20 protein-coding genes are annotated in these 19,765 nt (G+C 66.4%); 9 read left to right on the top strand and 11 right to left on the bottom strand.

Translation table 11 applies throughout. The features are described from left to right. Positions 1–42: 42 nt before the first annotated feature. The gene (locus EL337_RS06905) at positions 43–1,893 is read right to left on the bottom strand and encodes a DUF4012 domain-containing protein (protein WP_083442909.1); all 1,851 of its coding nucleotides are present in this window, start codon (positions 1,891–1,893) and stop codon (positions 43–45) included. Positions 1,894–1,982: 89 nt separating this feature from the next. Next, complete coding sequence (locus EL337_RS06900) at positions 1,983–2,414, bottom strand: hypothetical protein (protein ID WP_048630290.1); 432 nt, start codon at positions 2,412–2,414, stop codon at positions 1,983–1,985. Positions 2,415–2,905: 491 nt separating this feature from the next. On the opposite strand from EL337_RS06900, the gene EL337_RS06895 reads away from it, so the two are divergent. The 3 genes from EL337_RS06895 to EL337_RS06885 are packed head-to-tail and all read left to right on the top strand — an operon-like array spanning position 2,906 to position 5,511. Then, the gene (locus EL337_RS06895; protein WP_048630289.1) at positions 2,906–4,531 is read left to right on the top strand and encodes an acyl-CoA carboxylase subunit beta; all 1,626 of its coding nucleotides are present in this window, start codon (positions 2,906–2,908) and stop codon (positions 4,529–4,531) included. Between the two features lie 40 nt (positions 4,532–4,571). Next, positions 4,572–4,853 (top strand): acyl-CoA carboxylase subunit epsilon, encoded by a 282-nt coding sequence (locus tag EL337_RS06890; RefSeq protein ID WP_048630288.1) that lies wholly within the window; start codon positions 4,572–4,574, stop codon positions 4,851–4,853. A 28-nt stretch (positions 4,854–4,881) separates the two neighbouring features. Next, positions 4,882–5,511 (top strand): Maf family protein, encoded by a 630-nt coding sequence (locus EL337_RS06885; RefSeq protein WP_048630287.1) that lies wholly within the window; start codon positions 4,882–4,884, stop codon positions 5,509–5,511. 18 nt (positions 5,512–5,529) lie between these two features. Here EL337_RS06885 and EL337_RS06880 read toward each other — a convergent pair whose 3' ends face one another. Beyond that, the gene (locus EL337_RS06880) at positions 5,530–5,892 is read right to left on the bottom strand and encodes a hypothetical protein (protein ID WP_048630286.1); all 363 of its coding nucleotides are present in this window, start codon (positions 5,890–5,892) and stop codon (positions 5,530–5,532) included. 78 nt (positions 5,893–5,970) lie between these two features. Beyond that, positions 5,971–6,336 (bottom strand): hypothetical protein, encoded by a 366-nt coding sequence (locus EL337_RS06875; protein ID WP_232786685.1) that lies wholly within the window; start codon positions 6,334–6,336, stop codon positions 5,971–5,973. Positions 6,337–6,742: 406 nt separating this feature from the next. Between EL337_RS06875 and EL337_RS06870 the strand changes: the two genes are divergently transcribed. From EL337_RS06870 to EL337_RS06845, 6 genes are all read left to right on the top strand, one after another. Beyond that, the gene (locus EL337_RS06870) at positions 6,743–7,906 is read left to right on the top strand and encodes an acyltransferase family protein (protein WP_232786684.1); all 1,164 of its coding nucleotides are present in this window, start codon (positions 6,743–6,745) and stop codon (positions 7,904–7,906) included. A gap of 45 nt (positions 7,907–7,951) precedes the next feature. Beyond that, the gene (locus EL337_RS06865; protein WP_048630283.1) at positions 7,952–8,239 is read left to right on the top strand and encodes a hypothetical protein; all 288 of its coding nucleotides are present in this window, start codon (positions 7,952–7,954) and stop codon (positions 8,237–8,239) included. Between the two features lie 75 nt (positions 8,240–8,314). Continuing rightward, positions 8,315–9,220 (top strand): sulfurtransferase, encoded by a 906-nt coding sequence (locus tag EL337_RS06860; protein ID WP_048630282.1) that lies wholly within the window; start codon positions 8,315–8,317, stop codon positions 9,218–9,220. After that, entirely contained in the window at positions 9,217–9,627 is a 411-nt protein-coding gene (locus EL337_RS06855; protein ID WP_048630281.1) for a SufE family protein, read from the top strand. The genes EL337_RS06860 and EL337_RS06855 overlap by 4 nt, the downstream gene beginning before the upstream one ends. 141 nt (positions 9,628–9,768) lie before the next feature. Beyond that, positions 9,769–10,878 (top strand): GGDEF domain-containing protein, encoded by a 1,110-nt coding sequence (locus tag EL337_RS06850; RefSeq protein WP_048630280.1) that lies wholly within the window; start codon positions 9,769–9,771, stop codon positions 10,876–10,878. Between the two features lie 178 nt (positions 10,879–11,056). Beyond that, the gene (locus EL337_RS06845) at positions 11,057–11,380 is read left to right on the top strand and encodes a hypothetical protein (protein ID WP_048630279.1); all 324 of its coding nucleotides are present in this window, start codon (positions 11,057–11,059) and stop codon (positions 11,378–11,380) included. Between the two features lie 20 nt (positions 11,381–11,400). On the opposite strand, the gene EL337_RS06840 is transcribed toward EL337_RS06845, so the two are convergent. The 7 genes from EL337_RS06840 to EL337_RS06810 form a co-directional block, all read right to left on the bottom strand. Further along, complete coding sequence (locus EL337_RS06840) at positions 11,401–13,032, bottom strand: SulP family inorganic anion transporter (protein ID WP_232786683.1); 1,632 nt, start codon at positions 13,030–13,032, stop codon at positions 11,401–11,403. Continuing rightward, positions 13,029–13,406: an ArsR/SmtB family transcription factor gene (locus EL337_RS06835; protein WP_048630856.1), complete on the bottom strand. Its 378-nt coding sequence runs from the start codon at positions 13,404–13,406 to the stop codon at positions 13,029–13,031. Before EL337_RS06835 ends, EL337_RS06840 begins: the two co-directional genes overlap by 4 nt. A gap of 58 nt (positions 13,407–13,464) precedes the next feature. Then, complete coding sequence (locus EL337_RS06830) at positions 13,465–15,537, bottom strand: acyltransferase family protein (protein WP_048630278.1); 2,073 nt, start codon at positions 15,535–15,537, stop codon at positions 13,465–13,467. Positions 15,538–15,603: 66 nt separating this feature from the next. After that, positions 15,604–16,695, bottom strand: a complete 1,092-nt coding sequence (locus tag EL337_RS06825; RefSeq protein ID WP_048630277.1) for an ABC transporter ATP-binding protein — start codon at positions 16,693–16,695, stop codon at positions 15,604–15,606. 13 nt (positions 16,696–16,708) lie between these two features. Further along, the gene (locus tag EL337_RS06820; RefSeq protein ID WP_109519745.1) at positions 16,709–17,560 is read right to left on the bottom strand and encodes a carbohydrate ABC transporter permease; all 852 of its coding nucleotides are present in this window, start codon (positions 17,558–17,560) and stop codon (positions 16,709–16,711) included. Further along, entirely contained in the window at positions 17,557–18,450 is an 894-nt protein-coding gene (locus EL337_RS06815) for a carbohydrate ABC transporter permease (RefSeq protein WP_048630276.1), read from the bottom strand. Before EL337_RS06815 ends, EL337_RS06820 begins: the two co-directional genes overlap by 4 nt. 25 nt (positions 18,451–18,475) lie before the next feature. Then, positions 18,476–19,753: an ABC transporter substrate-binding protein gene (locus tag EL337_RS06810; RefSeq protein ID WP_048630854.1), complete on the bottom strand. Its 1,278-nt coding sequence runs from the start codon at positions 19,751–19,753 to the stop codon at positions 18,476–18,478. Between the last annotated feature and the right edge of the window lie 12 nt (positions 19,754–19,765).

Genomic DNA, 19,765 nt, shown 5'->3' with positions numbered 1-19,765 from the left:
TAGAGCCGAGCGAAAGAAATATTCTCCTCCTACGCATTTAGCTCACCCCGCGCATTCGGGCACCATTACTTTAGGAACAACAGTCTCCACTAGAGGTTGCGTGGGCACACGCGGCGCCCCCGGCACCGTCGGCTCGGAGAGCTGGAACATGATGTCGGCCGTCTGCCCTGGCGTGATGATGACCTGCACCTCAAAAACGGGATGCCCCCGTTCGGTATTCAAAATCGCCGGCACTCGCTCACCATTGAGGATCGCGCTGGATAATTCCGACCCCTTGGTGCCAATGAGACGTACCGATATGACGTTCGTTCCGGCCGGAAGCTGAAGCCCCAAGTCCGGAGATAGCCCGGCAGCGCCTGCCACATAATCGGGCAATGGCTCACTGGGGACGGCGTTCGTCAACTGCACCGTCACAGTAGACGCGCGCGTATCCCCTTGACATTTATCAGCAGCATACTCAATCTGCGTCTTTAGGTAGTAGTCAAGCTTGTTGCCGCCCAAGTTGTTGAGCACCACCGCGGCAAAAGGTGCCGGATCGTCGGGTAGTACGTGGGCGAGGGGCGTCTCTTCGAGGAGCTTCTGATCCTCAGGCACAGCACTCCAGACGGCGATGCGGCGTTCGCCGACAGCCTTCCCGAGCGCATCCAGTAGCTGCCGAGGCGAGCCGACCTGCCCGGTCATCTTCGTAACTACAGCGCTGGCGATGTCCTGCAGATACTGTTTGCGTGCTACTTGGTCGGTCGGGAATCGAAGGTAGGCCGTCGATTCTGTGAGCTCTACAACATTGCTCTTTGAGACCACCTCGCCGTCGGGCATTGTCACCGGTCCTACAGCCCCAAGGATGTAGCTCAACGCAACCGGGTCGATGGCGATGACGCCGTCCACTTCCATTCCTGTCTGCTCAGCCCACATGCCCTTCCATATCTGAGCGGTATAGGGGAAGTGCGGACTGTAATTGCTGTTGCGGAAGTCGGTGAACGGTTGCAGGTACCCATACTGCAAGTCGAATTCCTCGCCGAGTTCAATGGGCGCCACTGCGTCCTCAAGGGTGCTATTTGGTGCCAGGGTGTCGACGCTCGCCACACCATTGTCGAAGCGGAGTATTCCGTATCCGCCAAGAAGCCCACCTGTACCCCGAACCTCTGCATTGGTTTGAAAGGCCATGAAGTACGTCCGCGGCCCGTCGGCGCCCATCATCGACGGAGCAAGGCGCGCGGCGAGAGCGACGTTGTTGATTACCGATGTAATACCGGATATCTGCCCTTGAAGCTCAGACCGCGCGTCGCTCATGAGTGATACATAGCGGGGATCGCTTATTGCGGCGGCCTCATTGTTGAGTCGCGTGGCGTTGGTGGACAGCTCGCTCAGTTGAGGCTCTTGGCTCCGGAGGAGGCTGACATCCACCCGACCGTCTCGGTACAGCCGTTCAGGAGAGATGGTGAGGCCCACATCGGCCGCCGGCCGTAGCACGTCGGCGGCGAGCCCATAAACGACCTCAGTGACCTGCTGACCGGTCTTGAACGGACTGCCCACCCACGGCAGCCCGGCGACTATGTTCCACGCCAACGAGTGAGTGGCGTCGCGGGCTGCCTCCGCGCGGCCAAGCGCATCGCTCGCCGCATCGGACGCTGCTGCCGTATCCCCTTCGAGCAGTGCATCTTTCGCCAGCTGAGCGCTTGTTCGGGCTTGTTCGAGATTCGACTTGGCCTGAAAGGCGCCTACCGCGACCCAGGCCCCCAACCCGAGGAGGATAAAGACGAAGACTGTCGAACCAATGATGACACCGCGACGACCGGCGAACCACCGACGATCCTCGTCGTAACGCCCTTCACTGTCGTCACCATTGTCGGTGTCTGCATCCTGATCAGATCGGCGCCGCGGGAAAAATTGCACTCAACGTTTCCTGTACATAGTTAAAGCCTGCACGTCTACGGTACGACGTGCAGGCTTTAGCTCCTCGAATGTGATGGCGTGTGTCCGGCTTAGGTCGTGCAGGTGCCTGTCGTGACGGCACCGTACGAACCGGCGACGATCGAGGTCGAGCGACCGCCGAAGCACGCCGACACGTTGACCTGACCGTAGCGCGCCAGTTGCGCGTTCAGCTGGTTGATGCGCCGCTGGTAGAACGAGGCAAACGGCGAATCGGGGTTGGCCTCAAGCTTCGACTGGTAGTTGAGGATCGTGAATCGGGTGAAGTACGTGGAGGTCCGAGTCACGACACCGGTGAACTGCACCGAAAACACACCGAAGAGGCCATTGGGCTGCTGGGCCAAATCACCGATCACATGGCTCACAGGCGCCGCCGGGATATCCACGGCCGGAGCAGCATTCGCGGCAACTGGAACGAAAGCGGCGCCGGCGGCAACCACAGCCGCGGCGGCGGCTACCTGAAATTTGGTCGCGATGGCATTCATGATGTTCCCCCCATAAAGGTTCGAGATCCCTTGTTTGTTGCTGGAAGCATCGCAGACACCCCCCACCCTGTCAACCGGAACGGGAAAGCCCGTAATAGTTGTGCCGCAATCGTCCATAAGTCGTTCACCTGCAGGTCGACACACCCAGCAAATCTTGACGCCAGGCGCGACACGCCGTTGTAACGCGCCCACTAGCGCAGCTTCGGCGCCTTTGCCCAGCGTCGCGCACTCTTTGCGGCGTCAAAAACTCGTCGCACCGTTTGACAACGGGTGTTGTCCGACACTAATTGCTCATTTTGAGCAACGCCGACCCCGCCCTTGGGCGATCTCGTGACCTGACAAAGTCCCAGGTTGCGGTGGCATCGTGCACACCCGAATTTGCGCGATGACGTCCGCGTGTCACCGCTAGACCCCTCAGCGGCGGAGATTCCTAAGGGACTAATAAGGGCCACCTGCGACACGGCCAACCCGCGCCGTTAGCATCAGGACTTATGACCAGCGTGACTGAGCCTGCCGCCGAGCACGAGATCGACATCCACACCACCGCCGGGAAACTGGCCGACCTGCGCAAGCGCGCGGAAGAGGCGCTGCATCCGGTCGGCGAAGCGGCCGTGGAGAAGGTGCACGCCAAGGGCAAGCTGACCGCCCGCGAACGCATCCTGGCCCTGCTCGACGACGACTCGTTCGTCGAGCTCGACGCGCTGGCCAAGCACCGCTCCAAGAATTTCGGCCTGGAGAACAACCGCCCCACCGGCGACGGTGTGGTGACCGGCTACGGCACCATCGACGGCCGCGACGTCTGCATCTTCAGCCAGGACGCGACCGTGTTCGGCGGCAGCCTCGGCGAGGTCTACGGCGAGAAGATCGTCAAGGTCCAAGAACTGGCCATCAAGACCGGCCGCCCCCTGATCGGCATCAACGACGGCGCCGGGGCCCGCATCCAGGAAGGCGTGGTCTCCCTCGGCCTCTACAGCCGCATCTTCCACAACAACATCAAGGCCTCCGGCGTCATCCCGCAGATCTCACTGATCATGGGCGCCGCCGCGGGCGGGCACGTCTACTCCCCCGCCCTGACCGACTTCGTCATCATGGTCGATCAGACCAGCCAGATGTTCATCACCGGACCCGACGTCATCAAGACCGTCACCGGCGAAGACGTCACGATGGAAGAACTCGGCGGCGCCCACACCCACATGTCGAAGTCCGGCACCGTGCACTACGTCGCCTCCGGCGAGCAGGACGCCCTGGACTACGTCCGCGATCTCTTGTCCTACCTGCCGCCCAACAACTACGCCGAGCCGCCGCGCTACCCGGCGCCGCACCCCGGCCCCATCGAGGAGAACCTCACCGAGGAAGACCTCGAGCTCGACACGTTGATCCCGGACTCCCCGAACCAGCCGTACGACATGCACGAGGTCATCACCCGCATCCTCGACGACGACGAGTTCCTCGAAGTCCAGGCAGGTTACGCGCAGAACATCATCGTCGGATTCGGGCGCATCGACGGCCGCCCCGTCGGCATCGTGGCCAACCAGCCCACCCAGTTCGCCGGCTGCCTCGACATCGACGCCTCCGAGAAGGCCGCCCGGTTCGTGCGCACCTGCGACTGCTTCAACATCCCCATCGTCATGCTCGTCGACGTGCCCGGCTTCCTGCCCGGCACCGGCCAGGAATACAACGGCATCATCCGCCGGGGCGCCAAGCTGCTCTACGCCTACGGTGAGGCCACCGTCGCCAAGGTCACCGTCATCACCCGCAAGGCCTACGGCGGCGCGTACTGCGTCATGGGGTCCAAGGACATGGGCTGCGACGTCAACGTCGCCTGGCCCACCGCCCAGATCGCCGTCATGGGCGCCTCGGGCGCCGTCGGGTTCGTCTACCGCAACCAGCTCAAGGAAGCGGCCAAGAACGGCGAGGACGTCGACGCACTGCGCCTGCAGCTGCAGCAGACCTATGAGGACACTCTGGTGAACCCCTATGTCGCTGCCGAACGCGGCTACGTCGACGCGGTCATTCCGCCCTCGCACACGCGCGGCTACATCGGCACGGCGCTGCGACTGCTGGAACGCAAGGTCGTCCAGACCCCACCCAAGAAGCACGGCAACATCCCGCTCTGACCCCGGTCCGGAACTGCTTCTCAGACAAGGACGTTCAGCCATGAACCATGACGCCGACATCGTCGAGGTCTCCGACCCGCGGGACATGACGATCGACAACCCGCCGGCACCGGACCCGCACTTCCAGATCGTCAAAGGCCAACCCAGCCTGGAAGAAATCGCCGCGCTGGTGACGGTCCTGGCCGGCGCCGGTGGCGGCGCCGCAGGCGAACCCGGCCCCCAGGAACTCAACCCGTGGGGTCATCCGATCGACAAACTGCGCTACGACTTCACCAGCTGGCAGCGCACCACCCTGCTCGAACGCATGCACATGCGGCGATGAGCGCTCGCGCGAAGAGCAGAAAGCCCAGGTGACACGCTTCGTCCTGGGGTCCGCCTCACAGGGTCGGCTTCGTGTTCTGCGCCAGGCGGGCGTCGAGCCGACGGTGATCGTCTCCGAGGTCGATGAAGACGGTCTCATCGCCTCGCTGGACCCGGAGCTGCCACCGGAGGCCGTCGTGGCCAAGCTCGCCAACGCCAAGGCGCTCAGCGTCGCCGCGCAGCTGCCGGAGGACTTGGCCGCGGATTGTCTTGTGCTCGGCTGCGATTCGATGCTGTTTCTCGACGACACTCTGCGCGGAAAACCGGGATCGGTAGACGAAGCACGTCGGCAGTGGGCGGCAATGGCCGGTGCGACCGGATATCTGCTGACCGGGCATGCCCTGCTGCGGCTCACCGGCGGCGTCATCACGCATACGGAGGGCGACACCGGCAGCACGGCAGTGCATTTCGGCAACCCGTCGGAACGGGAGCTGACCCGCTACCTCGACAGCGGTGAACCCATCGGTGTTGCCGGCGCGTTCACACTCGACGGGCTGGGTGGGTGGTTCATCGACCGCATCGAGGGCGACCCGTCAAACGTGATCGGCGTGAGCCTGCCCCTCGTGTACCGACTGGTGCGCCGCACCGGCCTATCCATCACGGATCTCTGGCAGCTGTAAGCGACGTCGGGACTGGGACTAGCAGCCGGTGGACGGCCTACTGAGCGCCATGGTGACCGTGCGCGGCTTCCCGGGGGTGATCTTCACGGTGCTGTCAGCTGACGGTGACTGTCCGCAGACGAGCCAGTTCGTGTAGTTGTAGACCACCTGGTTGTAGTCCCGGTCGTAGATATTGAACTTGACGTTGTCGGCTCCCGCCGCTTCGATCACGGCATCGACCGCGTTCTGCAAGACCTCTTCTTTGAGCGCGGGCATCGTCCAGCTCGTTGCCGCGGTTTCCTCCGCCGACGCCACAGGTGCGGTGAGCCCGACCACTGCCCCGACGGCCGCCCCCACGAGCGCGACATTCCGCCCCTGCCTCACAAACCCCTTGAGCTCCATGCTGAGAACCCTAGTGGGGGCACGGCGACAACCACCAGCCCTTCGATAACGATTTGCTCACGGGCTTTGCCCGAGGTGCTACGTCCCGCAGTTGTCCGCGCCCGGACGCTCCACCAGCAGGGTCACCGACTTCGTCTTCTGAGCCGACAGCGCAGCACCCGCCTTCGGCGACTCTCCGCAGACCACCCAGTCCTCCAGGTTGAACACCGACTCGTGGTTCGGCGCCTGCGCCTTGAAGGTCAGCGGCATGTTGTCGACCACGCCCTCAACGTCGGCCTCGGCGGTGAAGAGGATCTCGTCCTTCAGGTCCGGCATCACCCACATCGCGTTGGGCTCCTTGTACTGGATCAAGCCGTCATCGGCATGCGCCCACGCCGGCCCGGCCCCCGCAACGCTGCCCGCCAGCACTCCGCACGCAGCGGTCGCCACCACAATGTTCTTCACAGCCCACTCCTCAAACATGATCAATATTCCGCAGACATCAGATGGTGCGTCTTTGCTGGACCATCTCCGTGCGTTTCCTGATCAGCGTAAGTGCGCCACTACGGTCTAGCTCCGCCCCGCAGCACATCAACAGGATTGCTGCAGCAACCGCGCAGTCTGACCTGCACGTTGCCGAGAGCGTCATAACTCGCGGTTATCAAGTGACGTAGACCACCTTTCGGTTGCCATTTGCGCCCGGCGCGAGACAATAGCGAAGGCTAACGCGATCGTCTATTTGCATCGTCAAACGCACGCCGGGGGGCATGAACACATGGTTACAAAGGTCGATCAATGGCGCGAGTCGTCGCAACGTCGACGTCGACGAGCTGAACGAGCAAACTACCGCCTGGATATCCAGGGATTGCGGATGGTCGCGATTCTGGCGGTGCTGGCACACCATCTGGTCGGCTGGCCGCGGGGCGGCTTCATCGGCATCGACATCTTCTTCGTCGTTGCTGGGTTCTTCGTCACCGATAATTTGCTGCGCACCGCGGGAGACACGGGCACGCCCTCACTAGGCAACTTCTACCGGGACCGGCTGCGCCGGATCATTCCCGTCGCCGTCGTCGTCCTGCTCCTCACCTTTGCCGCGTCCCGGTACGTACTGCCGTCCGCCGCCGCCCACGACACCGGAATCGACGCGCTGTTCGCGCTGTTCTTCGTCGCCAATTGGCACTTCGCTGTCAGCGGCGCCGACCCGTCTGCCGCAATCGATACCGCGTCCCCGCTGCTGCACTACTGGCCGCTGTCGGTCGAAGAACAATTCCTGGTCGTCTGGCCGCTGCTGATCCTCGGCATCACGCTGATCGCGGTCCGCGGCGCGTGGAGTCACACCCGCTGGGTGGCCAACACCGCCGCGATCCTGGGTGTCATCGTCGCCGCCTCATTGGCCTGGGCCACCTACGAGACGATCGTGGCGCCGCACTGGGCGTACTTCAGCACGCTCACCCGGGTCTGGGAATTCGGTGTCGGCGCGCTGCTGGCCACCGCGGTGGGACTGCTCGCCCGCCTGCCCAACCCGCTACGGCCGATCCTCTCCTGGGCCGGCCTCGCCGCGATCGCGGCCGGCCTCGTCCTCATCGACGGCGCCGCCGGCTACCCGGCGCCCTGGGCGCTGCTCCCGGTGGCCGGCGCCGCCCTGGTCATCGCCGCCGGCGTCGGACGCGAACCGGACCTGCAGTTTTTTCTGCGCAACCCGGTCAGCACCTACCTCGGCGACCTCTCCTACTCGCTGTACCTGGTGCACTGGCCCGTGATCGTGCTGCTCGCGGCCGTGATGGACACCAACGTCTACTACTACGGGAGCGTGCTCACGCTGACGTTCGGGCTGGCCATCGCGGCCCATCACTTCATCGAGAACCCGCTGCGCTACGCCAGTCGCGGCGCGATCATGCAGGCGCGCCAGGACATGAAGCACGGCCTCTTCCATGTCCAGCTGTCCACCAAGATCGCCGGCGTCGCGACCCTGGTTCTGCTCACCGCGTGCGTGATCAGCTACGCCATGAGCCCCCAGGCGATCGTCGGCTCCTGACCCGCGCACGTTTGACGGTGCCGAAAGTGGGGCAACAAGGTGCCCATGACACGCGCGAAAGTTCTTCTGCTGGCCGCTGTTTCCTCGATCGCTGTGCTCAGCGGCTGCTCCCAGGTGGCCGAGGTGACCAACGAAGGCGGAGACACCACCTGCGGCGACTTCGCGGGCTTCGACGAGAAGAAGCAGAACGAGACCATCACGAAGATGCTCACCGACGAGGGCAAGAACGAGCCGGCCAACGCCGAGCTGACCGGCACCCGCCTGTCGATCACCACCTACTGCCAGGTGGCGGGCAACCAGGACACCCAGATCAAGCAGGCCCCGCACCTCTGACCGGGCCTGCCCCCACGCAGAACTGGACACGCTTGCGCCCAGACCCGCAGGCGTGGCCCCGGTAGGCTCGCCCATGTGCCGCTACCTGCCGATCCCAGCCCTGCCCTGCAGTCCTACGCTCACCCCGAGCGCCTGGTCACCTCCGACTGGCTGTCCGGCAACCTCGGACGTCCCGGCCTGGCCATCGTCGAATCCGACGAGGACGTGCTGCTCTACGACACCGGGCACATCCCCGGTGCGGTGAAGATCGACTGGCACACCGACCTCAACGATCCGAACGTGCGCGACTACATCACCGGCGAGCAGTTCGCCGACCTGATGAACCGCAAGGGCATCTCGCGCGACGACACCGTCGTCATCTACGGCGACAAGAGCAACTGGTGGGCGGCCTACGCCCTGTGGGTGTTCACGCTGTTCGGCCACCCCGACGTCCGGCTGCTCGACGGCGGCCGCACGCTGTGGATCTCCGACGGCCGCGACACCACCCTGGATGTGCCGTCCAAACAGACCACCGGCTACCCCGTCGTCGAGCGCAACGACGCACCGATCCGCGCGTTCAAGGACGACGTCCTCGACGTTTTGGGCACCCAGCCGCTGATCGATGTCCGCTCACCGCAGGAGTACACCGGCGAGCGCACGCACATGCCCGACTACCCCGAAGAGGGCGCACTGCGCGGCGGCCACATTCCCACCGCGGTCTCGATCCCGTGGGGCAAGGCGGCCAACGACAGCGGTCGCTTCCGCAGCCGCGCCGAGCTCGACGAGCTCTACGGCTTCCTCACCCAGGACGACCCAGACCCCAAAACGGTGGTGTACTGCCGCATCGGCGAGCGTTCCAGCCACACCTGGTTCGTGCTGACGCACCTGCTGGGGATGTCGAACGTGCGCAACTACGACGGGTCCTGGACCGAGTGGGGTAACGCCGTGCGCGTCCCCGTCGCGGTCGGTGACGAACCCGGTCAGGCCCCGGCCAAGTCATGAGCATGCCGGCCGCCCTGGCCGAGGTGGTGTCAGACTTCAAAGACGTTGAGGGACAGGACAAACTGGCCCTGCTGCTGGAGTTCGCCGACGAACTTCCGCCGCTGCCCGCCGAACTCGAAGAGGCGGCGATGGAGCCGGTGCCCGAATGCCAGTCGCCGCTGTTCCTCCACGTCGACGCCGCGGACCGCGAGCACGTGCGGCTGTTTTTCAGCGCCCCCGCCGAAGCGCCGACCACGCGCGGCTTCGCGGCAATCCTGGCGACCGGACTGGACAAGCAGTCGGCCGAGACCATCCTTGCCGTGCCCGACGACTTCTACACCGACCTCGGGCTGGCCAAGTTGATCAGCCCCCTGCGGCTGCGGGGCATGTCGGCGATGCTGTCGCGGATCAAGAACCGGCTGAAATAGCTCGCACGCCGCGCTCCGTCGGCGTTTTCAACACGCCCCCTGTGCGGAAGGGCATCATCGGTAGAAGGACGGCGACCGGGGGACGTCGCGTCCACGACGTCGCATCGACGGCGATGCTCAACCGAACAGCGGTGGTTCCAGGTGGCGACTCAGCTCTCGTTCGTGGACGGACTACGCCACTGGTGGCAGCAGTCCGACCACTACGACTGGTTCGCCGACTATCTGCAGGCGCGAGGGCTGCAGACGATGGCCAGGATGGTCACCGCGACGGCGGCCCTGACACTGGCGGCGGTCTGCGTGACGGTCATGCTCAGCGCCGCTGGACCGTCAGGCTCACTGAACAGAGCCCTCGGCTGGGCGTCGATCGCCTTGATGGCGGGGTGCGCCGCGGCGCGCTTCGCCGTATGGCCCACCAAACGCCAATCGGTGATCCTGATTCTGACACTCAACCTGGCCATCGCCGTCTTCTGCCAGGTGCAGACGACCCCGCTGATCGGCGTGGTCGGCGCCACCGCGTTCGCGCTGACGGGGGTGTCGATCGCGTGCTTCCACAGCGCGAAGTACATGCTCTACAACGTCGTGGTCGCGTGCTACATCGGCGTGGCACAGAGCCTGCACGACCTGGCGGACGCCGATCCCGCCCTGATCCTCGCCGCGCTCGGCCTGGTGCTTCTCGTCAACATCAGCGTCCCGTTCGGCGTCCAGTCACTGGTCCACGCCCTCGGCGGGGACGTCGTGCAATCCGACCGCGACCCTCTCACCGGGCTGCTGCACCGCCGCGCGTTGTTCCAGCAGATCGAGGCGATGCTGCGGTCGAACCGCGGCGCGCGATATCTGGCCATGACCACGGTCGACCTGGACGGCTTCAAGGCGCTCAACGACACCTACGGGCACAGCGCAGGCGACGAGGCCCTGCTGGCCGTGGCCAAGGCACTCGTCACCACGGTGCAGGACCAGGCCCTGGTCGGCCGCGTCGGCGGTGACGAGTTCCTGGTGGCCGAGCTCGCGGACACACCCGAGGCGTCGGACCTACCCGCCCAGCTCCGCGAAATGATCGCCGAGCTGCCCTACGCCGTCACCGCGAGCGTCGGCACCGCCGTCGGGACCATCCGAGCAGTGCCCCTGGAGCATTCCTACGAACTGGTGGTGACCCTCGTCCGGCTCTCCGACCGAGCCATGTACGTGGCGAAACGCAAGGGCGGGAACCAGATTCGGCACACCGTCATCGACTTCGCCGAGTCGCCCACGTAGCCCTGCACAGACCCCCCGCGCGACGCGACGACACCGGCGGGCCGGTAACGTTTGGCGCCTCTCGGCGATAGTCCCGTTAGCTGCGAAGGCCTGGCGCGGCGGGCACTGCCTGTTAGTGTCGAGTGCATCCAGGTGATCAACAGCATTCCTACAGGGAGTGTTCAGGGAGGGTGAGGGAATGTCGAAGACCACTGGGGGTCGCAGTCGCGCACGCAAGCTCGTCGCAGGGGCGGCCCTGGTCGCCGCTCCGGCCGCACTGCTCGCATTCTCCAGCGCCACCGCATCCGCCGATGATCTCCGTCCCGACCGCACCGTCACCAGCCGTCAGGGCACCGTGTCCGGTGACGCCACGTTCGGCGAGGTCCGCGGCGCCGACGACTACCTGCACGCCCAGGGCGAGATCCGCGGTTCGCAGCGGGCAGTGCCCGACCGGCTGCGCGGCACCCGGGCCGCTCCGTTCCTGCCGCGCTGGTCGGGTGGCCCCGGCATCGGCGGCTGGTGATCTGACCCGGCTCGCGCCGGTCAGACATGACTCCGGGCGTGGGCGATCGCGTCGTCGAGCGAATCGACGAGATGGTTCTCGTGCCGTAATGCCTCGATGACTCCCATGCCGGCCAGCAATTTTCGGTGCTCGGGCTGAACTCCCTTGACGATGACCGTGATTCCGCGCGATTCGAGTTCCTCGACGATCTCCGCCAGCGTGTGGGCACCGGTGGCGTCGAGCATCCCCAACTGCGACAGCCGGATGATGACCACCGACACCCCCGGATGCCGGGCGTCGGTGATGGTGCTCGACATGCGTTCTGCCGCACCGAAGAACATGGCACCGTCGAGGCGTAAGAGAGCGATCTTCTCGTCACCGGGCTGAGCTGGCCCGGTCAATTCCTCTCGCGTGACGCTGCTGCGGCGCGCGACCGTGCGCAGCGCGAACACCGCCGCGACCACGGTGCCGATCTCGACCGCCTCGATGAGGTCGAACGCCACGGTGACGACGGCGGTCAGCACGAAGATCGCCGCGTCGGATCGCGTCGAGGTCATGATCCTGACGACGACGGGTGTCGACACCATCCGCACCGACGTCGCCATCAATACTGCCGCCAGCGCCGCCAGCGGAATCGCCGCGACGGGGCCACCGGCCACGTAGACCACCGCCAGCAGCACCAGCGAGTGCACGATCGCCGACATCCGGGTGCGGGCACCCGCACGCACGTTGACCGCCGTGCGCGCGATCGCACCTGTGGCGGGCATCCCGCCGAACATTCCGGAGGCCACCGAGGCCAGCCCCTGGCCGACGAGCTCACGGTTCGGGTCGTAAGGCCCGGTCGGCGACATCGTCGCGGCCACCCGCGCCGACAGCAGTGACTCGATGGCCGCCAACGCGGCGACCGCCAGGGCCGCGCCGAACAGCGCCCGCGCCGTCGCCAGGTCGACGCCGGGCAGCACCGGTGCGGGCAGGTGCGACGGCAGTGCCCCGATCTGGGCGACGGGCAGACCCACGGCGACGGCGAGCACGGTCGCCACGATCACCGCCGTCAGCGACTCGGGAATCGCCCGGTGCAATCGCGGCAGCCCGATCATCAACACCATCACTACGGCGACGACAATCAGCGCCGGCCGGGCCGTCGACCACTGCGCGCCGGCGAGCGCGCCCACCGCGGCGACCAGGGGCCGCTCCCCCTGCGGCGCCGTCTGGCCGAGGGCGGCGGGCACCTGCTGGAGGAAGATGATGGCGGCAATCCCGAGGGTGAAGCCCTCGATGACCGGCCACGGAATGAAGGTGACCGCCCGGCCCAGGCCGGTGACGCCCGCCGCCACGACGAGAAGGCCAGCGGCGACGGTCACCACCGCCAGGCTGGAGAAGCCGTACTGGGCCACGATCGGTGCCAACACCACCGCCATGGCGCCCGTCGGCCCGGAGACCTGCACGTGCGATCCGCCGAACACCGCGGCCACCAGACCGGCGATCACAGCCGTGATCAACCCTGCCGCGGCGCCGGCCCCGGAACTGATGCCGAACGCCAGCGCCAGCGGCAACGCCACCACCCCGACCGTGACCCCGGCCAGCACATCACGCCGCCAGGACCGGGGCAGCTCGGCATAGTCGGACCGGCGCGGCAACAACAGCCGCAGGTTGCGCAGCGCCTCGACGGTCACGTGGACGACGCCACCGGCGGCAACGACGCCAGCGCGGAGAGCTGATCCTGGCGCGCGGTCAGGGTGTCGGCCAGGAACGCGCGCGCGATCACCAGCAACTCCGAGATCTTGGGATGGGCAAGCTGGTAGTACACCGCATTGCCGGCTCGCTCCGAGCTGACGACGTAGTGCCGCTTCAGCACAGCGAGATGCTGTGACAGCACCGTGGGCTCGAGGTCGGTCTGCGCCAGGATGTCGCTGACCGAGGTGGCCTGCCCGCTGACCGACAGGATCTCCAGCACGCGGATCCGCGCGGGGTGGGCGAGCGCCTTGAACAGGTTGGCCTTGATCTCATACAGCGGCCGCTCGTCACCGGCCAGAAAACCGTGCACCACCGCCCGACCCTTCACTTGATGGATTGAGTAAATGCTCAATCCAGGGTAACGCCTGCGCTCACCACCACCCAATCGCATCGGAGAGCTGGCGCCCGAGTTCGCCGGCCAACGTCCGCACGTAGCTCGCCGTCAGGTGATGACCGTCGTGGTAGACCAACACGTTTCCCTCGACCGCCCGGCAGTACGCCGGCCCGCACACGGCGTCGCTGAGATCGAGCGGCACGATGCCCGGATACCGGTCCAGGTAGTCCATGGTCGGGTTGTAGTCGGCCAAAGCCTCCGACCGCGGCAGCCCGCACGCCTCGGCGTCGCCGCCCTCGGCCAGACAGTCGACCGGCGAGAACATCATCCCGTCGCGGTACATCCACGGAGTGTCGCGCACACCGATGACAGGAATCCCGTTGTCCGCGAACACATCCCAGATACCCAGGTAGCTGTCGGGGACGAAGTCGCCGGGGCTGTCGGTGCGCGGCCGGGTGGTGGTGATGAACACGTAGTCGGGCCGGTCGTCGAGCAGGCTCGCCAACGTGGCATCGGTCCAGTCCCGGCACCCCGGATACGGGTCGTTGGACACACTCACCCGCGGCAGCTCGTCGGTGGTCAACGGGCAGCCCATCTTCAGGTACGTGACCACCTTGAAACCGTGCTGGCGCCCGAGCACGTTCAGCGCGGTGATCCAATGCTCGGAATGGGATCCGCCGACCAGGGCGATGGTCCGCTGCGCGCGCAGGTCCCCGTAGTCGCACTTCCGCACGCTGGCGTTGCCGAAGTCGCTGATGCAGCCGTCGACGATGGTGGCGGGGATGTCTTCGGAGGCCTCCAGCACCGTCGGACGGAACGGCAGCTTGGCCACCTTGCGCTGCTCGATCAACGCCCGCGCACCCGGATAGTCGATCGGCGAGAGGTTGCGCAGTTCGGCGCCGTTGGCCCGCACCGCGGTGACGTGCTGGCGCCAGCCGACAGAACCGGCGGCGACCACCACGGCCAGCAGCACCACCGTGGCGCCCAGCGCCAGTGCCGGCAGGCGGCTGGGGCCCGCGCCCGGCACCGGGGCGTACCGCAGCGGACGCTCGATCCACCGCATGGTGGCGTAGGCCAGCGCCGCCGACACCGCGATGAGGACCAGCCCGTCGGAGAGCCCGGCGTGATCGCCGTCGGTGTAGGCCAGCCAGAAGATCACCAGTGGCCAATGCCAGAGGTACCAGGCGTAGGCCAGCGCACCGAGCGTCGCGAACGGTGCCGTCGCCAGCACCCGGTTCGGCCAGGGCAACGACGCGCCGGCACCGGCGCAGATGAGCAGGATCGTCGCCGCCACCGGGAGCAGTGCCAACGGCCCGGGGAATTCGCGAGCCCCGTCGACGAACGCACCCACCGACACGAGCACGGCCAGCCCGACCACCGCCGCCACGCCTCGCCACCGGCGGCGCCACGACAGCCCGCCGCCGACCACCGCCGCCACCGCGACCCCCGCCAGCGGTTCCCACGCCCGGGCGACGCTGTCGTAGTAGGCGCCGGCCTGGTCCGCGGTGTGCGCATCGACGGCGTAGACGAAGGAGCCGACCGCCGCGGCCAGCACCACGGCCAGGACCGCCGCACGCCGCGCCCGCCGAGGCACCACGAGACCGATCAGCCACACGACGAGAAGCAGCGCCACCAGGAACTGGCCCTGCACCGACATCAACCACAGGTGCTGCAGCGGGGACACCGCCTCGCCCGCGCGGGCGTACTCCCCCGCCGACTGGGCCAGCTGCCAGTTCTGCAGATAGCCCAGGCTCGACAGTGCATGATCGGCGAACGTCTCCCAGCGGGTGCGCGGCTGGATGAGCAACGTCAGCGCAGCACACGCCGCCAACACGACCACCAGGGCGGGCAGCAGCCGCCGTCCCAGCCGGGCCAGCTCCGCCGCCGGTCTGATCGCCGCGCCGTCGTCGCCCGACAGCCGCAGCAGCCTGGCGCCGAAGACGAACCCGGACAACACCAGGACGACGTCGACGCCGCCCGAGACCCGGCCGAACCACACGTGGAAGACGACGACGAGCGCGACCGAGATGCCCAGGAGACCGCGCAGATCGTGGCGGGACCGCGGTGGTGCGACCGTCGCGACCGGCGCGAGCGAGTGTTTGGCCTGCATCGGTGAAGTACCGCACCTCTCAGTTCGCCGTTGCGCGAGCAGCTTATCGGCCGCGCCGGCGCGAGCTCACAGGGCGATACGTGCGGCGCTGGTGCGGGCGTCTCCCGTCTCGGCGTCGAAGAAGTACGTACGCTCGGGCGGCAACTCCAGGCCGATCCGGTGCCCGGGCTCCAGGTCGGTTCCCGCGGGTGCGTGCACGATCACGCGTGCCGGCGACTCGCCGGGCACGTCGACCTGCGCGGTCACCAGAACGTGGCTGCCCAGCGGCTCCACGAAGTCGACCCGGGCCGCCAGCATGCCGTCGGCGTGCGCGCTGTGCAGCACCAGATGTTCCGGGCGCACACCTACGGTCACCGGACCGTCGACGGTCTGAACCTCGGTCACCGGTGCCCCACCGACGTGCAGTACTCCGGACACCACATCGGCGCCGATCAGGTTCATCGGCGGGCTGCCCATGAACGCGGCGACGAACGTGTTGGCGGGCCGGTTGTAGACGTCGTCGGTGGACCCGATCTGCTGCACCTCGCCGCCGGCCATCACACACAGCCGGTCCCCCAGCGTCATGGCCTCCACCTGATCGTGCGTGACGTAGATGGACGTCACCGGAAGCTCTCGATGCAGCCGCTTGAGGTCACCCCTCACCTGGTTGCGCAGCTTGGCGTCCAGGTTCGACAGCGGTTCGTCGAGCAGGAACGCCTGCGGCTTGCGAACCAGCGCGCGACCCATCGCCACCCGCTGGCGTTGCCCGCCGGACAGCTGACCCGGTTTGCGATCCAGCAGCTCGCCGATCTGCAGCAGCTCGGCCGTCTCCCGGACCCGGCGTTCGATCTCCGCGCGCGGCGTGCGGCGCTGCTTGAGCCCGTACGCGAGGTTCCGGTACACCGTCATGTGCGGGTACAACGCGTAGTTCTGGAACACCATCGCAATGTCACGCTGCCCCGGCCCCAGCCCGGTGACCGACTTTCCGCCGATGAGGATCTCACCCGAGGTGGGTTTGTCGAGCCCGGCCAGCAGCCGCAGCGCGGTGCTCTTGCCGCAGCCCGACGGTCCCACCAGGATCAGGAACTCCCCGTCGGCCACGGTCAGGTTCAGGCGGTTGAGCGCCGTCAACTCGCTGCCGTAACTGCGCGTGACGTCCCGAAACTCGACTTCTGCCAAGACCTTTGCCTCCTCAGCCCTTGATTCCGGTGCTGGCCACCGACTGCACGAAATACCGTTGCGCCCCGACGAACACCAGCAGCATCGGCAGCAGGCTCATCACGTTGGCCGCCATCAGCACCGGCCAGTTCACCCGGTGGGCGCCCTGGAAATAGCTCAGCCCCAACGGAATCGTCATCTGATCCTGTGAGGTGATGACGATCAGGGGCCACAGGAAGTCGTTCCACGACGTCAGCACGGTCAGCGCCGCCAGCGTCGACATCGCGGGCAGCGACAGCGGCAGCACGATCTTGAACAGCACACCGAGGCGCGACGTCCCGTCCACCCGGGCGGCCTCCTCGAGCTCCACCGGCACCGTCTGGAAGAACTGGCGCAGGAAGAAGATGCCGAACGCCGTCGCCAGGTTGGGCAGCATCAACGCACCGATGTGGTTGATGCCCAGGCCTTCCCACACGTTGTCGCCGAACCACTTGACGATCAGGAACACCGGGATCATCGTCACCTGGAACGGCACCATCAACGTCGCCATCAACGTCACGAACAGCGCGCCGCGACCGAGGAACCGGATACGGGCGAACGCATAGCCGGCCAGGCTGCACACCACCAGGTTGCTCACCAGCACGACCGCCGTCACCAGCACGCTGTTGAGGAAGAAGTGGCCGAACGGTGCGGCCGCCCACGCCTCGGAGTAGTTCTCGAACCGGGGGTTGGCCGGGAACAGCACCGGCGGAAAGCGGTTGGCCTCACCTTCGGTTTCCAGTGAGGTGATCAGCATCCACAGCAGCGGCACCACGAGGATGAACGTCATCGGGATGAGCACCAGGTGCCACGGGCTGAAGGGCAGCCGAACCCGGGGCGCGGTCATGCGTTGTGCACGTATCTGCGGGCCAGCCGGAACTGGACGCCGGTGATGATCAGGATGACCACGAACAGCGCGTACGCCATGGCCGCGGCGTAGCCGGCGTCGAAGTGCACGAAGGCCTGATCCCACAGGTAGTAGACGATCACCGTGGTGGCGCGCAGAGGCCCGCCGCGGGTGGTTACATACACCTCGTCGAACAGCTGCAGCGCGTTGATCGTGAGCCACACCAGCAGGAACAGGTTGGCCGGGCCCAGCAGCGGCACCGTGATGGTGCGGAACCGGGTGAACGGGCGCGCCCCGTCGATGGCGGCCGCCTCGTGCAGCTCAGCCGGGACCCCTTGCAGCGCAGCCAGATAGACGATGACCGAGAATCCGGTCCAGCCCCAGATCGTCATCGCCACGATCACATACAGGGCCTGCGACGGCGACGCCAAAAACGGCTGCGACGGCACCCCGACCGCGTTCAGCGCCGCGTTGATCAGCCCGTAATCCCGGTCGGTGAGCCACAGGAAGATGATGCCCTGGGAGATCGTCGACACCGCCATCGTGATGTAGGCGGCGGTCCGGTACACCGAGATGAACCGGACCGACCGGTTCATCGCCGAGGCGATCAGCAGCCCCACCACCATGGCGCCGGGCACGAACAGCGCGGTGTAGATGATGGTGTGCTTGATCGCCTCGACGAACACCGGGTCTTCGGCCATCTTGCGGTAGTTGTCCAGCCCCACCCACGGCGTCTCCGGGCTGAGCAGGTCGGACTGCTGGAACGACAGCTGCAGCGACATCAGCACCGGCAGCAGCCCGAAGATGCCGATCAGCACGGCAGCGGGACTGATCAGCGTCCATCCCGTCACGTTCTCGGAACGACCGACGCGCCCCAGCCTGTCCAGCATCCGCCTACTTTCCCGTCCCGTCCGGCTACTTCTCGGCCAGCGCGGCGTCGGCCGCCTTGGCGGCGGTGTCCAGCGCCGCGGCCGGCTGCTCCTTGCCGAGCATCACCGCCACGATGGCCTGCCCCAGCGCCTCGGAGATGTCGGGGTACTGCTCGACGGTGGGCCGAACCTTCTCCACGTTATTCAGGTTCTCCACGAAAACCCCGGTGCCGGGCACATTCTCGTTCAGCGTGTCCAGCACGGACTGATCCTTGCCCACCGACTCGCGGATCGGCAGGTCGCCGGTACCCAGCGAGAACGCCTTGACCTGCTCGGGCGCCGAGAGCCACTTGACGAACTCGATGGCCGCCTGCTTCTTGGCGTCACCGTTGTCGAAGGTGACCCAGTTGTCCGGGCCCGCGATGGTCTGGTGGCCACCACTGGAACCGGCGAACGTCGGCATCACCTGAACGTCGTAGTCGATGTCGGACAGCTGGCTCAGATCCCACGGACCGGTCACGAGCATCCCGATCTTGCCGCTGTTCATCAGCTTGGGGCCGTTCTCGTTGGTGGTGTCCAGGTACAGCGACTTATCGGTGACCGCCATCTGCTGCAGCACCGTCAGCGCCTTGACCCCGGCCTCGGAGTTGAACACCGCGCGCTCGTTGTCGGGCGAGAGGATGTCACCGCCGGCCTCCCACAGCATCGGCACGTAGTGCCACACGGTGTCCTCGCTGCCGTCGGCGGGGATGAGGAATCCGTACTGTCCCGTGTCCGGATTGGTCAGTTTGGCTGCGGCGGAACGGAAGTCGTCCCACGTCCAGTCCGGGCTGGGCGGCGCGATGCCGGCGTCGGCGAACAGCTTCTTGTTGTAGACGATCGCGAGGTTGTCCACCAGCGCGGGCACGCCGACGATCTTGTCGCCGACCGTGGCGGCCTCGCGCTCGGCCGGGTAGAAGTCGTCCCACTGCCAGTCCGGCTTGGAGACCTCGTCGGCCATGTCGACGACCTGCGGGATCTGGGCGATGTTCGGCGACCACGACCCGAACATGTAGGCCACGTCGGGGGCGCTGCCGCCGCGCACTGCGGTCAGAACCTTCTGCAGCACAAGGTCGTTGCTGGAGTACAGCTCGTTGACCTTGACGTCGGGATTCTCCTTGTTGTACTGCTCGATGAGGCTTTTGAACACCTCCCCCTCGGTGTCCTGGTAGCCGTGCCACACCGCGATCTCGACGGGGCCCGACGACGATCCGCCACCCCCGCACGCGGTGAGCGCGAAGGCCAGCACAGCAAGCAATGCGATACAGAGCCGATGTCGAATCACAGTGGGCACTCC

It is taken from the genome of Mycolicibacterium aurum, from assembly GCF_900637195.1.
GTDB lineage: Bacteria > Actinomycetota > Actinomycetes > Mycobacteriales > Mycobacteriaceae > Mycobacterium > Mycobacterium aurum.
This window is presented reverse-complemented; position numbering and strand designations above follow the sequence as displayed.